The organism is Micromonospora sp. NPDC005215 (assembly GCF_040607915.1).
In the GTDB taxonomy this organism is placed as follows: domain Bacteria; phylum Actinomycetota; class Actinomycetes; order Mycobacteriales; family Micromonosporaceae; genus Micromonospora.
The window spans coordinates 22278-35621 of the sequence record NZ_JBEXHQ010000045.1 but is presented as its reverse complement, the minus strand read 5'-3'; the positions used below and the strand labels follow the sequence as shown (position 1 = coordinate 35621).

Annotated in this window: 13 protein-coding genes and 1 pseudogene; 11 read left to right on the top strand and 3 right to left on the bottom strand. The window is 71.8% G+C overall.

Annotated elements, in window-relative coordinates:
- Positions 1–230: 230 nt before the first annotated feature.
- Together ABZU25_RS26980 and ABZU25_RS26975 are read left to right on the top strand one after the other, a co-directional pair.
- On the top strand, positions 231–953 hold the full coding sequence (locus ABZU25_RS26980; protein WP_355032189.1) for an XRE family transcriptional regulator: 723 nt from the start codon (positions 231–233) through the stop codon (positions 951–953).
- Positions 950–1423 carry an NUDIX domain-containing protein gene (locus tag ABZU25_RS26975; RefSeq protein ID WP_355032165.1) on the top strand — a complete coding sequence of 158 codons (474 nt, stop codon included), beginning with the start codon at positions 950–952 and terminating at the stop codon, positions 1421–1423. The genes ABZU25_RS26980 and ABZU25_RS26975 overlap by 4 nt, the downstream gene beginning before the upstream one ends.
- A gap of 308 nt (positions 1424–1731) precedes the next feature.
- Here the strand turns inward: ABZU25_RS26975 and ABZU25_RS26970 are convergent, their stop codons facing one another.
- Entirely contained in the window at positions 1732–2739 is a 1008-nt protein-coding gene (locus ABZU25_RS26970) for a cell wall anchor protein (RefSeq protein WP_355032164.1), read from the bottom strand.
- A 428-nt stretch (positions 2740–3167) separates the two neighbouring features.
- On the opposite strand from ABZU25_RS26970, the gene rsmD reads away from it, so the two are divergent.
- The 9 genes and pseudogenes from rsmD (at position 3168) to ABZU25_RS26925 (ending at position 11132) form a co-directional block, all read left to right on the top strand.
- A complete protein-coding gene (gene rsmD / locus ABZU25_RS26965) occupies positions 3168–3728 on the top strand; it encodes a 16S rRNA (guanine(966)-N(2))-methyltransferase RsmD (protein WP_355032163.1) in 561 nt (186 codons plus the stop codon).
- Positions 3725–4207: a pantetheine-phosphate adenylyltransferase gene (gene coaD, locus ABZU25_RS26960; protein ID WP_355032162.1), complete on the top strand. Its 483-nt coding sequence runs from the start codon at positions 3725–3727 to the stop codon at positions 4205–4207. The genes rsmD and coaD overlap by 4 nt, the downstream gene beginning before the upstream one ends.
- Positions 4208–4432: 225 nt before the next feature.
- The gene (locus ABZU25_RS26955; protein ID WP_355032161.1) at positions 4433–4930 is read left to right on the top strand and encodes a hypothetical protein; all 498 of its coding nucleotides are present in this window, start codon (positions 4433–4435) and stop codon (positions 4928–4930) included.
- Positions 4931–5040: 110 nt separating this feature from the next.
- Positions 5041–5604, top strand: coding sequence for a YceD family protein (locus tag ABZU25_RS26950; protein WP_355032160.1), 564 nt, complete (start codon positions 5041–5043; stop codon positions 5602–5604).
- 5 nt (positions 5605–5609) lie between these two features.
- Positions 5610–5783, top strand: a complete 174-nt coding sequence (gene rpmF, locus ABZU25_RS26945) for a 50S ribosomal protein L32 (protein ID WP_030335284.1) — start codon at positions 5610–5612, stop codon at positions 5781–5783.
- A gap of 114 nt (positions 5784–5897) precedes the next feature.
- Positions 5898–6884 carry a phosphate acyltransferase PlsX gene (locus tag ABZU25_RS26940; RefSeq protein ID WP_355032159.1) on the top strand — a complete coding sequence of 329 codons (987 nt, stop codon included), beginning with the start codon at positions 5898–5900 and terminating at the stop codon, positions 6882–6884.
- Positions 6881–7588: pseudogene (rnc, locus tag ABZU25_RS26935) on the top strand (ribonuclease III); the annotation flags it as partial. The gene ABZU25_RS26940 and the pseudogene rnc, both read left to right, overlap by 4 nt.
- 244 nt (positions 7589–7832) lie before the next feature.
- Positions 7833–8690 carry a bifunctional DNA-formamidopyrimidine glycosylase/DNA-(apurinic or apyrimidinic site) lyase gene (gene mutM / locus ABZU25_RS26930; RefSeq protein WP_355032158.1) on the top strand — a complete coding sequence of 286 codons (858 nt, stop codon included), beginning with the start codon at positions 7833–7835 and terminating at the stop codon, positions 8688–8690.
- Positions 8691–8912: 222 nt separating this feature from the next.
- Complete coding sequence (locus tag ABZU25_RS26925) at positions 8913–11132, top strand: MMPL family transporter (RefSeq protein WP_355032157.1); 2220 nt, start codon at positions 8913–8915, stop codon at positions 11130–11132.
- A gap of 246 nt (positions 11133–11378) precedes the next feature.
- Here ABZU25_RS26925 and ABZU25_RS26920 read toward each other — a convergent pair whose 3' ends face one another.
- Together ABZU25_RS26920 and ABZU25_RS26915 are read right to left on the bottom strand one after the other, a co-directional pair.
- Entirely contained in the window at positions 11379–12221 is an 843-nt protein-coding gene (locus tag ABZU25_RS26920) for an endo alpha-1,4 polygalactosaminidase (protein WP_355032156.1), read from the bottom strand.
- Between the two features lie 117 nt (positions 12222–12338).
- A partial coding sequence (locus ABZU25_RS26915) for a CAP domain-containing protein (RefSeq protein WP_355032155.1) occupies positions 12339–13344 on the bottom strand: 1006 nt, incomplete at its 5' end.

The following is a 13344-nucleotide window of genomic DNA, read 5'->3' as shown; positions in this document are numbered from 1 at the left end:
CCGCCCCGGACCCGACTCCCAGGACACGCGGCGACCTCTTCCCCCTGGCACCCACCAGCCCGGCGAAAGTGCCGCAAGCGAACTGGCGTGGCCCCTGCCGCTGAACCTACGAATCAGCACTGGGCACCCCAACGTCCCGACGGACACCAGGCCGGACACTTTCACGACCCTGGCGCGTCCCGCCGTGTCCACTACCGTGGGACGGTATGAGTCACCGCCTCCGCGCGGCCATGCTCCGCGCCCACCTCGACCCGGCCGCCCTCGCCACAGCCGTCGGCGTCGACGCCAAGACCGTCACCCGGTGGCTCGCCGGCCGGATCCCGCACCAGCGCACCCGCCTCGCCGTCGCGGACGCCCTCGGCGAAACCGAAGCCGACCTGTGGCCCCAGACCCGCCCCGACCAGGCACCCGGCGCCGAGGCCACCGCCGAGGTTGTCGCCGCCTACGCCCACCGCGCCGACATCCCCCACCACGTCTGGGCGGCCCTGCTCACCGGCGCCACCACGCGGATCGACCTGCTCGGCTACGCCTACCCGTTCCTGCTCGAACTGCTGCCCAACACGATGCAGTTCATCACCGACAAAGCCGCCAACGGCGCACAGGTTCGCCTCGCGTTTGCCGACCCGGACTGCCCGCACGTCGCCGAACGCGACGCCCTCGAACAGATCGGCGGCACCCTCCCCGGCCGGATCCGCAACGCCCTCAACTTCTGCGAACCGCTCCACGACGTGCCAGGGGTGGAGATCGGTCTGCACACCGTGCACCTGTACAACTCGGTGTTCCGCTTCGACCACCAGATGATCGTCACTCCACACCTGTACCGCGCCCGCGGCTACCAACACCCCGCCCTACACCTGCGCGAACTGTCCCCGCACGGCATCTTCGCCGCCCACGCCGACCAGTTCGAACAGATCTGGCAAACCACCATCGCCTACCCGAAGGAGACCCGGTGACCGGCCGGCGCGACTACTACCACGACCCGGACGCCCCCACCGCGAACAGCCTCGTCCCTGGCGCCGCCGCGATCGTCACCGACGAACACGGCCGCGTACTGCTGCAACGGCGCACCGACTCCGGCAACTGGGCACTACCCGGCGGTGCCATGGACATCGGCGAAACCCTCCAACAGTGCGCCATCCGCGAGGTCAAAGAGGAAACCGGCCTGGACGTCGAGATCACCGGTCTGCTGGGCATCTACACCGACCCCGCGCACGTCATCGCGTACGCCGACGGTGAGGTGCGGCAGGAGTTCACAGTGACCTACCTCGCCCGAGTCACCGGCGGCACGCTGACCGTCAGCGACGAGTCCACCGAGGTCCGTTTCATCCACCCCACCGACTTCGACCACGTCCCCATCCACGACACCGTCCGCCTCCGCCTCCACCACCACGCCGAGCACCGCGACACCCCCCACCTCGGATAGCGTCACCCATCGATTCCCTGACTGTGCTCCATGTGGCCGCCCCCGGCCCGCCGCACCATGTCGGCAGCACGGGGTAGCCCGTTGGCCTGACTGTCGATTTCTCCCGGCACTCTCAGTCGCCCGGCCCAGGTTGAGGGTGACGCCGAGGCGGCGGGTGGCGCACCTCGCCGTGCACCGATGGAATCCCGAACTCCCTGCACGGCTCGCGCAGGGCGCTGGCTGCGCTCAGGTCCTGCCGACGAAAACGACCGAGGGCGCGTCGACCGGGTGGTCGACGCGCCCTCAGCTGTTAGCTAGAGCGTGTTGTCTCAGGCGGTGAAGCGCACCCGACGACGACGCGCCATCACGAACAGAGCAGCACCAGCGGCGAGCAGCACCACGGCGCCGGCGATGATCCCGCCGGTCGCGGCACCGGTCAGCGGCAGCGCCGGCCCGTCGTTGTCGCCGCCACCCTGGCCGCAACTCGCCGGCTTGGTGTACGGGACGGTTTCGGACTCCTCGACCACGTCGTACTTGACCGTGACCTTGAGGCCCTGGTATGCGTCGAAGCTGACGGAAGTGGTCTTACCCGGCTCGGACGCCAGAGTCTTGGTGACGCCCTTCTCGGTGGTCATCGTCGCCGAGAAGGCGATGCCCTTGATCGGGTTCTTGACGGTGAAGGTCATGTTGTCGCAGGTCTGGTCGACCTCGAACGCGGGCTCCTCCCCCTCAAGCGGGCCCGACGGCGTGGCCGACGGCGTGGCCGACGGCGTCACGGTCGGGCTGGAGGCCGACGGCGACGGGGTGACCACGGGGGACTTGGTCGGCGTCGGCGAGGTGCTCGGGGAGGTGCTCGGCGACGGGGTGGGCGACCCTGTGGGCGACGGGGTGGGCGACGGCGACTGCGTCGGGCTGCAGTTCTTGCTGGGCTGAGCGGTGACAGTGCGCTCCCCGTCGTGGCTCTGGCCGTTGCGATCCCAGTGTGCACCCACGGTGAGCTCGATCTTGGGGATCTTGCCCTTGAAGGTGTGGGTCTGGGTGCCAGTCAGCGGGCCCCTGCTCTGCCTCTCGAGCTTCGCTCCGATGGCCAGGCCGCCGGTGATGTCACCCGGCATCGTGGACTTGAGCTTGGTGATGACACCGTCGATGTCGGTCTCGGTGCTGGTCACGGACCAGTTGACGGTCACCTTGCCGTCCTTGGCGGCGCAGTAGCTGCCACGGGGCTCGGGGTGGTGCGCTGATGCCGGGCCGGCGAACGTCGCTGCGCCGGTGAGGCCGATCAGCGCGCCTGCGGCGATGGCCGCGACGCGCCGCATCGGAGACTTGGGGAGGTTCAACGCCTGCTCCTGGTGAGGGGGTACGGATCGCGGCGGGAGGTCGGGAGACGGGGCGACCGGGTGGGTCGTCTGCTCACCGGGACGTCCGCGACGCGGGGGCGTCCTCGCGCGAAGCGGGGACAGAGGGTGACTGTACTGACGAGTCATGAATGAGGGGAGTTCTCATCATTGCCATCTGGCAATGTAGTTGATTCGTGATCTTTGATGAACGGATGGTGGTCGACTGATCACTGAGGACGGGTGGTGTCGACGGCCGGTCGGCGGATCCGCAGTGGACCGAACGGCGGCGAGGGAGGTCAGGGGCGTTTCAGGCGCGGCGGACGACGTCAAGACCCCACCGGGACGCCACCCGGCCCGGCGATACCGGCGGTGTCGGTCGTGGTCGGCGTCGACTCGCGTAGCGTCGCGGGCATGAGCAGGAGGAGACGGTGACCCGGATCGTGGCCGGGACGCTCGGCGGGCGGCGGATCGCCGCGCCTCCCGGCGCCGGCACCCGACCAACGTCCGACCGGGTCCGGGAGGCGCTGTTCAGCGCCGTTCAGGCCGAGGTCGACCTCGACGGCACCCGCTTCGCCGACCTGTACGCGGGCTCCGGCGCGGTCGGGCTGGAGGCGCTCTCCCGGGGTGCCCGGCACGTCCTGCTTGTCGAGTCCGACCCCCGGGCGGCCCGGGTGATCCGGGAGAACGTGGCGGCCCTGCGCGTCGGCCCGGCCGTCCGCCTGGTCGCCGGGAAGGTGGCGACGGTGCTGGCCGCCGGTCCGGACGGCGGGCCGTACGACGTGGTCTTCGCCGACCCGCCGTACGCGGTGCCGGACGCGGAGATCACCGCACTGCTGACGACGCTTGTCGATGGTTGCTGGCTGGTGCCCGACGCGCTGGTGGTGGAGCGGTCCAGCCGCACCAGGCAGTTCGACTGGGTGGAGGGGATCACCCCCGAGCGCAGTCGCCGGTACGGCGAGACCACCCTTTGGTACGGTCGCCGATCATGAGACGTGCGGTCTGCCCCGGTTCGTTCGATCCGGTCACCAACGGACACCTCGACATCATCGGGCGGGCCAGTCGGCTCTTCGACGAGGTGGTGGTCGGCGTCCTGATGAACCAGTCGAAGAGTGGTCTGTTCACCGTCGAGGAGCGGATCGACATGCTCCGCGAGGTGACCTCGTCGTACGGGAACGTGCGGGTCGAGTCGTTCCGCGGCCTGCTTGTGGACTTCTGCCGGGCGCAGCAGGCGAGTGTGCTGATCAAGGGCCTGCGGGCGGTCAGCGACTTCGACTACGAGTTGCAGATGGCCCAGATGAACATCGGGCTGGCCGGCGTCGAGACGCTCTTCATGCCGACCAACCCGCTCTACTCGTTCCTCTCCTCCAGCCTGGTGAAGGACGTGGCGAAGTGGGGCGGCGACATCTCCGCCCACGTGCCCGACCCGGTCCGCGAGGCTCTACAGGCCCGCCTGCGCCCCCGCCCCTGACCGTCCAGCCCTGGCGATCCTGGACCGCCGGTTGCTCGGACGCCCCTTTTGCGGCAGATTGTCGGAGCGGTGATCCGCGATCGGCGCGGGGTGACGATGTCGCGACGCGCCGGATTGGGGCGGATGGGGCTCGTGTGCGGCGAGCACGACATGATTGGTGACGCGGGGAACGGCCGTAGCCCGCATCATGGAGGTCGGCCGAGGAACGACAGGAGTGAGGTACCGGTGGACCCGCTCGATCGCATCGACGAACTGATCGCCATGGTGGAGCAGGCCCGCTCCGTCCCGATGTCGCGCAACAACTGCATGGTCGACCGGGGTGAGGTGATCGCTGCCCTCGACGAGATGCGCGCCGATCTCCCCGCCGACCTGCGTCGCGCCGCCGCGCTCCTGGAGGAGCGCGACAAGATCATGGAAGCCGGCAAGCGCGAGGCGGACCGGATCATCAGCGAGGGTGAGGCAGAACACGCCCGCCTGGTCTCGGTGAACGAGATCACCGTGTCGGCCGAGCACGAGGGTGCCCGGATCATCGCCGAGGCCCGAGCCGAGGCCCAGCGCCTGCGTGAGGAGGTCGACGACTACGTCGACACCGCGCTTGCCAACTTCGAACAGTTCCTCACCCGGGCGCTGGCCTCGATAGAGCGAGGCCGGGACAAGATGCACGCACTACGGGAGATCGGCACCTTCGGTGGGGATGAGGCGGAACGCCCGCTACCCTTCTGAGCGGCACCTCACCAGCCGACATTCTCACCCGGGTGTCGCCCCCGGTTCGACGGTCCGGTGGTCACCCAGGTAACCTTTTTTGTCGGCCTCTCACCGGCCGGAGTCTGACTATGCCCAAGCGCTCGCCATCGACACTCAACCCCAGGTCGCCGCTGGTCCTCGACACGAGGGACCTGCCGCGCCGCCCTGGCGCGTTGCGTGAGGTCCAGCGGGTCGTGCCGGCACCGGCGGACCTCGGTGTGGAGTTGATCGGCGTGCCGGAGGGCGCGGACCTCGACCTCGATCTGAGGTTGCAGTCGGTGTCCGAGGGCGTGCTCGTCTCCGGGACCATCACCGGTCCCGTCCGGGGCGAGTGCGGCCGTTGCCTGCGCGAGATCAACGACTCGATGGGCGTGACGATCCAGGAGCTGTACGCGTACGAGGACAGCACCACGGACGCCACGACCGACGAGGACGAGGTGGGCCGGATGCAGGGCGATCTGATCGACCTGGAGCCGGCGCTGCGGGACGCGTTGGTGCTCACGCTGCCGACCAACCCGCTCTGCCGGGAGGACTGCCCAGGGTTGTGCCCCGAATGCGGGACACACTGGGACGATCTGCCGGCCGACCACAGTCACCAGCAGATCGACCCGCGTTGGGCGGGCCTGTCGCAACTGACCGTTACAGAGGAGTAAGAACCGTGGCCGTCCCGAAGCGCAAGATGTCGCGCAGCAACACCCGGTCCCGCCGGGCGAACTGGAAGGCGACAGTGGTCGCCACCGTCGCGTGCCCGCAGTGCAAGTCCCCGAAGCTGCCGCACGCCGCCTGCTCCGTCTGCGGCACCTACAACGGCCGCCAGGTTCTCGAGGTCTGACCTGGACGCCGAGTGACGCCCCCGACCTCAGGTCGGGCGGCGCGCGCACCCTGGCATTCGCCCGGTGCCCCGGCTTCCTCCGACGCTGGCCGGCCCACCCCGGCCGGCGTTCCGATGGAGCCGGGCACCGCGCGGATCGCCGTTGACCTCCTCGGCGGGGACGACGCTCCCGCCGTCGTGGTTGACGGCGCTCTGCGGGCCATGCGCGCTGACCCCGACCTGCACCTGCTTCTCGTCGGCCCAGCCGAGGTTGCCGACGAGCTGATTGCTGCCCTCGATCCGCCGCAACGTGCGCGGATCACGGTGCGGCCCGTCCGTGATGTCGTCGGCATGGCCGACCATCCCAGCGCGGCCCGCGCGGAGAGCACGGTCCGGGCCGCGGTCACCGCCGTCCGCGACGGGACCGTCGACGCCATGGTCTCCGCCGGTGCCACCGGTGCCACCGTCACCGCGGCCGTGCTCGGCCTCGGCCGCTGGCCGGAGATCCGCCAACCCGCGCTTGCCGCCACCCTGCCCACCGTGGCCGGGCCGGTCGTGCTCCTCGACGTCGGCGGCTCGCTGGAGCCCCGCCCGGCCACCCTGGCCCGCCATGCCGTGCTCGGTGCCGCGTACGCCGCGGTGGCGCACTCGATCGCCGCGCCGCGGGTCGGGCTGCTGTCGGTCGGCACCGAGGCCGGCAAGGGCGACCGGGTCCGTCGGGCCACCGACCCGTTGCTCGCCGTCGAGTCGCTGCCCGGTGGGGCGCGCTACGTCGGCCTGGTCGAGGGGTACGACGTGACCCTCGGCGCGCGCGTCGATGTGGTCGTCACCGACGGCTTCACCGGTAACGTGCTGCTCAAAGCCATCGAAGGCGCGTACGCGATGGCCGGTGGCCCACCCGCGGAGGGCGGCGCGCCCCGCGCGGCCGCCCTGCTGGGCGTCGCGGGAACGGTGGTCGTCTGCCACGGCTCCGCTCGCGCCGACGATGTCGCCTCCGGCATAGCCCTCGCCGCCCACCTGTGGCGGCGGCGGGCCACCGATCTGGTCTCGGCGTTGCTCGACGGCGACGCCGCGATGGACCGCACCGACCGCTCCACCGACACCGAGGTACGCACATCATGAGCAACGACAAGCGGCGGCGGGCGTCCGTCGGTCACCTGGAAGCCGCGTTCGGCGTGAGCCTGGAACCCGAGCTGCTACAGCGCGCCCTGACCCACCGCTCGTACGCGTACGAGAACGGCGGGCTGCCCACCAACGAGCGGCTGGAGTTCCTCGGCGACTCGGTGCTCGGGGTGGTGATCACCACCGCGCTGTTCCACAACCACCCGGACCTGCCCGAGGGGCAGTTGGCCAAGCTGCGCGCCAGCGTGGTCAACATGCGGGCGCTCGCCGACGTGGCCCGTGGCCTGGGCCCGGACGGCCTCGGCGCGTACCTGCTGCTCGGCAAGGGCGAGGAGACCACCGGCGGCCGGGACAAGGCGAGCATCCTCGCCGACACGCTCGAAGCGCTGCTCGGGGCGATCTACCTCCAGTACGGGTTGGACACCACCGGGATCGTCATCCACCGGCTCTTCGACCCGCTGATGGCCGAGTCGGCCGGTCGGGGCGCCGCACTGGACTGGAAGACCAGCCTTCAGGAGCTGACGGCGGCGCTCGGGCTCGGCGTCCCGGAGTATCGGATCGAGGGCACCGGCCCGGATCACCTCAAGACGTTCACCGCCTGGGTGGTGGTGGCCGGCAACCGGTACGGCGGCGCCGAGGGGCGCAGCAAGAAGGAGGCCGAGCAGCGGGCCGCCGAGGCCGCGTGGCGCACGCTCGCCGAGCAGAACGGCCAGTCCTGCGACGATGGCCAGGACGGCCAGACCGGCGATCACGGCCGGGCCGGCGATGACGGCCAGACCGGCGGCGACGGGCGGGGTCAGCTGATCGACCCGGACGGCTCGGCCGACCGGGATGAGCCGTTCGGGCCGCTGGAACGCGCCGGGCGGGCGGCCCAGGCCGAGCAGGCCGACCACCTGGCGCAGGCACTGCCGGCCGGGGGTGCCGACGGCCACGAGACGGGCCTGCGGCGTGCCTGAGCTACCCGAGGTGGAGACCGTCCGGCAGGGCCTGGCCCAGTGGGTCGTCAGCCGCCGGATCGCCTCGGTCGAGGTCCGTCACCCGCGCGCGGTGCGCCGGCACGTCCCGGGCGACGTGCACTTCGCCGACGTGCTCGCCGGCCGGACCGTGCTGGACGCCCGCCGGCGGGGCAAGTATCTGTGGCTGCCACTGGACAGCGGCGACGCCATCATCGGGCACCTCGGTATGTCCGGCCAGCTGCTGCTCCAGCCACCCGGCACCACCGACGAGACCCACCTGCGGGTCCGGTTCCGGTTCACCGACGACGGGCCGGAGCTGCGCTTCGTTGACCAGCGCACGTTCGGCGGGCTCTCGGTGAGCGAGGGCGGCGCCGATCTGCCCGACGAGATCGCGCACATCGCCCGCGATCCGATGGACCCGGAGTTCTCCGACGAGGCGTTCGTCGCCGCGCTGCGCCGCCGGCACACCGAGGTGAAGCGGGCACTGCTCGACCAGACCCTGATCTCCGGGGTGGGCAACATCTACGCCGACGAGGCGCTGTGGCGTGCCGGGCTGCACGGCGGCCGCCCCACCGACGCGTTGACCGGGCCGGCCGCGCAGCGCCTGCTCGGCCACGTTCGCGACGTGCTCGCCGAGGCCATCAGCGTGGGCGGTACCAGCTTCGACGCCCTCTACGTCAACGTCAACGGCGAGAGCGGCTACTTCGATCGGGCACTGAACGCCTACGGTCGCGAGGGCGAGCCGTGCCGACGGTGCGGAGCGCCGATCCGCCGCGAGGCGTTCATGAACCGATCCTCGTACAGTTGCCCGCGCTGCCAGCCACGGCCCCGGGGTTCCCTTCGGGGATGACCCGGAGTCGGCTCCGGGTCGGCACCGGCGGGTCGCGGCCGGACGCTCCGGGCCGCACCCCGGCGTACGTCCGAATCGCGGGCTGATGCCCCCTAACGCGGGCCGCCGCCCTCGGTGTACCGGCTCCGGGGCGGGCCAGGGCCGTTCCCCGATGTGACCGCCTCGTCACGCACCTAACGTCAGCACCGTTGACAGGGGGTTGACGTGACAGGGGGACCCGAGATGGGGACAAGACCGGTGACGGTGCGGCTGGCGCGGTGGAGCGCCGAGCACCCGTGGCGGGCGATCGCAATGTGGGTCGTGTTCGTGGCGGTGTGCTTCGTGGGCGGCAACGCCGCCGGCCTCAACGAGGCCACCAGCGCCGACCAGGCGATCGGCGAGGCGGGGCGGGCCAGCCTGATCGTGGACGCCGGTGACTTCGACGATCCGGCAGTGGACAACGTGCTCATCACGTCGCGGGGCGGTGCGCTGGACCCGGCGGCGGCGAAGGCGGCGGCCGACGACGCGGCGGCCCGGCTGCGCACTGTCACCGGGGTCGCCGAGGTGGGTCAGCCGGTCACCGCCCGGGACGGCTCGGCGCTGCTGCTGCCGATCACCATGTCCGGCGACCCGGAGACCGCCTCGGATCGGGTGCAGCCGCTGCGCGACGCCACCGCCGCCGTGCAGAGCGCGCACCCGCAGTTGCGTGTCGAGCAGGTCGGCGGTCCGTCGATCGGCCAGGCGCTCGACGACACCCTGGGCAAGGACTTCGAGCGCGCCGAGTTGCTCAGCCTGCCGGTCACCCTGGCCATCCTGATCATCGCGTTCGGCGCGTTGATCGCGGCCAGCGTCCCGGTGCTGCTGGCGCTCTCGTCGGTCGCCGCCGCGATGGGCCTGTCCACGTTCGCCTCGCACCTGGTGCCGGCCACCGACACCACGTCACCGGTGATTCTGCTGATCGGCATGGCGGTGGGGATCGACTACTCGCTGTTCTACATCCGCCGGGAGCGGGAGGAGCGCGCCAAGGGCCGCTCCGGCCTGGACGCGGTGGAGATCGCCGCGGAGACCTCCGGGCACGCCGTGGTGGTCTCCGGTTTCGCCGTGATCATCGCGATGGCCGGGCTGCTGCTCGCCGGTGACGTGGTCTTCTCGTCCCTGGCGGTCGGCTCGATCCTGGTGGTCGCCGTCGCCGTGACCGGTTCACTGACCGTGCTGCCCGCCCTGCTGGCCAGGCTCGGCCGCTGGATCGACCGGCCCCGGGTGCCGCTGCTCTGGCGGCTGACCGCCCCGCGCACCGGCCGGCACGGCGAGCCCCGCACGCCCAGGCTGTGGCCTGCGCTGCTCCGGCCGGCGCTGCGCGCTCCGGTGGCGACGCTTGTCATCTCGGTCGGCCTGCTGCTCGCGTTGGCCGCGCCGGCGCTCGGCATGAAGCTGAAGTTCCCCGGCATGGAGGACCTGCCCCGCACCACACCGGCGATGCAGGCGTACGACCGGCTCACCGCCGCGTTCCCGAGCACCGGCACCAACCACGTGGTGGCCGTCCGGGCCCCGGCCGAGCAGGCCGACCGGGTTCGTGCCGCCCTCACCGAGCTGTCCACCCGGGCGGCCGGCGATCCGCTGTTCGCCCCGGCCGAGGCGGACGGCCCGAAGATCGAGGTGTCGGCCGACCGGCGGGTGTCGGTCCTCGACGTCGCCACCCCGTACGCCAGCCGGGACGACCGGTCGGTGCAGTCGCTGGAGAAGCTGCGCGCGGACCTGGTCCCGGCGGAGCTGCGGGGCATCCCCGGCATCGAGTACGCGGTCGGCGGCAGCGTGGCCGACAGCGAGGACTACGCGGCTCACGTCCGGGAGAAGTTGCCGCTGGTGATGGGCTTCGTGCTGGTGCTGACCTTCCTGGTCATGGTGTTCACGTTCCGGTCGGTGGTGGTCGCGGCCAGCTCGATCGTGCTGAACCTGCTCTCCGCCGGTGCCGCGTACGGGCTGCTGGTGCTGGTCTTCCAGGGCGAGTGGGCCGAGGGGCTGCTCGGCTTCACCTCGATGGGCGCGATCGTGTCCTGGCTGCCGCTGTTCCTCTTCGTGGTGCTCTTCGGGCTCTCGATGGACTACCACGTCTTCGTGGTCAGTCGGATCCGCGAGGGGATCCGGGCCGGCATGCCCAACCGCGACGCCGTGTCGTACGGGATCACCTCGTCGGCCGGGGTGGTCACCAGCGCGGCAATCGTGATGGTCGGCGTGTTCTCGATCTTCGCCACGTTGAGCACGATCGACATGAAGCAACTCGGCATCGGTCTGGCGGCGGCGATCCTGCTGGACGCCACGATCATCCGGGGGGTGGTGCTGCCAGCGTTGATGACCATGCTCGGCGATGCGAACTGGTGGGCCCCGCGTTTCCTGCGCCCGCGCCCCGTACCCGCGCCGGCCGATCCGCCGGCTCCGACCCCGGAGCTGGTTGCGGTGCCCTGACCCCACCCGGAGACGGCCCACGCCGTCCCACCCGGTCCGCGCCGCTTGATCAACTCGGCTGCATTGATGTCGTGGTATCCCAGGCCGCCCGATACCGCGACATCATGAAAGTCGAGTCGATCAAGCGGCGGGGGCGCGGCGGGGGCGCGGCGGGGGCGCGGCGGGGGCGGGGCGGGGGCGGGGCGGGGTGTGGCGGGGCGGGGCGGGGTGTGGCCGGGCCGCGACCGCGGCCCGGCCACCGCCGCGTCAGGGCAGAGGGCAGGCTTCCCGCCAGGCGTCCAGGTTGCGGTCCTTCCGGATCGAGGCGAAGCCGTAGCCGACGGTGGTGACGCAGAAGTCGTCGGTCGAGGCCGCGTACTCCACGTGGAAGACCGGCTTGCCCGCCTCGACGAACGGCAACAGTTTGGCGCACTGGCCCAGCCGGACACACTCCTCGTTGACCGCGAAGTCGAAGTCCGGGGCCAGCGCGGCGAGCTGCGGCACGTCGTTGACCAGCCCGGGGGAGAGGCTCAGTGCGCGGGCCAGCTCGGCGAGTCGGCGGTTGAACAGCAGTTGGTCGTCGAAGTCGAGTGGAAAGCCGGTGCGGGACGCGTACCCGTCGGCGTCGGCGAACGCCACCGCCCCGAAGCCCTTGCCCCGGCACAGCCGGAACCGGTCAGCCAGCACCGGCTCCAGCGCGTCCCAGCTGCGGACGTCGAGCCAACGGCTGTCCGGTCGACGGGCGGCCGCGCCCTGCACGACGGTCGGCAACCGGCTGGCGTCCGGGTCGGTGGAGCGGACCGAGCCGACCTGCACCTGGCAGATCAGCCGGCGGTCCCGGGAACGCAGCTCGGCGGTCTGCGCGGCGGTGGTGTCCACCGGATCGAGGAGGAAGACGTCCGCTTCCACCGCCGGGTCGAGCGGGCCGCTGAGCTGCCACTGCCACTGCCACTGGCGGGCCTGCGCGGCCGGCCACTGGGTGGGCGCGCCGGGCGGGGTCAGCTCGGGTCGGCATCCGTAAGCCGGCACCACCAGGACGAGTGCGACGCCGGCCGACAGGACGCGGCGCAGTGGGCGTACGGCGACGCGTCGCCGCGGCCGGATCCGCATCGGCAGCTCCCGGGTCCCGGACGGCCCGTCGCCGCCCTCACCGGTACGCCGCCCCCACGCACCGGCCCGGCGTACCTCACCGGGTCAAACGAGCGCGGGGGCGCGAACGACGCGCGGTCAGCGCGGCGCCGCGAAGACCTGGGTCCAGTACGGCCCGTTGCTGCTGGCGATCCCGACGCCGATCTCGGTGAACGCGCAGTTCAGGATGTTGGCCCGGTGACCGGAGCTGTTCATCCAGGCGTCCATCACCGCGGCCGGGGTCTGCTGGTTCCAGGCCACGTTCTCGCCGTACGTGCGCCAGGCGTAGCCGACCCGGTCCAGCCGCACGCCGGCGTTGCTGCCGTCGCTGCCGGTGTGCGACATGTTCTTGTTGTCGGCCTGGTCCTGGCTGTGCTTCTGGGCGGCGGTCATCAGCTTGTCGTCGATGCTCAGCGCCGCGCAGCCGGCCTTGGCCCGCTCGGCGTTGACCAGGTCCACCACCTCGCGGGCCTGGGCGCTGACAGTGCCGGTGGAACCACTGGAATTGCTGGAGCCGTTGCTCGTGCTCGGCGCGCTGGTGCGCGGCGCACCGCGCCGTGACGCGGCGGTGGTACGGGACGCCTCCGGCGTGGGCTTGACGGCTCTGCTCGGCGACGGGCTCGGCCGGGTCGGGCTGGGCGTGCTGGTCGGGGACGGCGCGGCGAGCGTGTCGAGGGTCGGCTCCTCGGTCGGTGCCGCCGACGCGGCGAAGGTGTCGTCGACGGCCGTCGGCTGGCTGGCCCCGTCGTCACCGCCGGGTAGTCCGAGCGCGCCGACGCCGAGACTCACCACGAGGGTGGCCGCCGCGGCGGCGCCACCGATCATCAGGGGCCGTCGCCAACGGCGGGGGGAGCGGTGTCGCCCCTCGCCGGGCCGGCTGGCGTCGGCGGGCCAGTCATCGGTCGTCTCGGGGCTGGTGTCGGGCCGCCAACCATCGGTCGTCTCCGGGCTGGTGTCGGTGTGCCAACCGTCGCTGGTCGTCCCGGCGGGGCTGCTGCCGTGCCAGCCATCGCTGGTCGTCCCGGCGGGGCTGCTGCCGTGCCAGCCATCGCTGGTCGTCCCGGCGGGGCTGCTGCCGTGCCAGCCATCGCTGGTCGTCCCGGCG

Excerpts from the sequence above, each read along its gene's own strand:
- ABZU25_RS26980 (WP_355032189.1), top strand. The coding sequence starts at position 231 with ATGCTCCGCGCCCACCTCGACCCGGCCGCCCTCGCCACAGCCGTCGGC.
- coaD (WP_355032162.1), top strand. The coding sequence starts at position 3,725 with ATGAGACGTGCGGTCTGCCCCGGTTCGTTCGATCCGGTCACCAACGGA.
- ABZU25_RS26950 (WP_355032160.1), top strand. The coding sequence starts at position 5,041 with ATGCCCAAGCGCTCGCCATCGACACTCAACCCCAGGTCGCCGCTGGTC.
- ABZU25_RS26940 (WP_355032159.1), top strand. The coding sequence starts at position 5,898 with ATGGAGCCGGGCACCGCGCGGATCGCCGTTGACCTCCTCGGCGGGGAC.
- ABZU25_RS26925 (WP_355032157.1), top strand. The coding sequence starts at position 8,913 with ATGGGGACAAGACCGGTGACGGTGCGGCTGGCGCGGTGGAGCGCCGAG.
- ABZU25_RS26920 (WP_355032156.1), bottom strand. The coding sequence starts at position 12,221 with ATGCGGATCCGGCCGCGGCGACGCGTCGCCGTACGCCCACTGCGCCGC.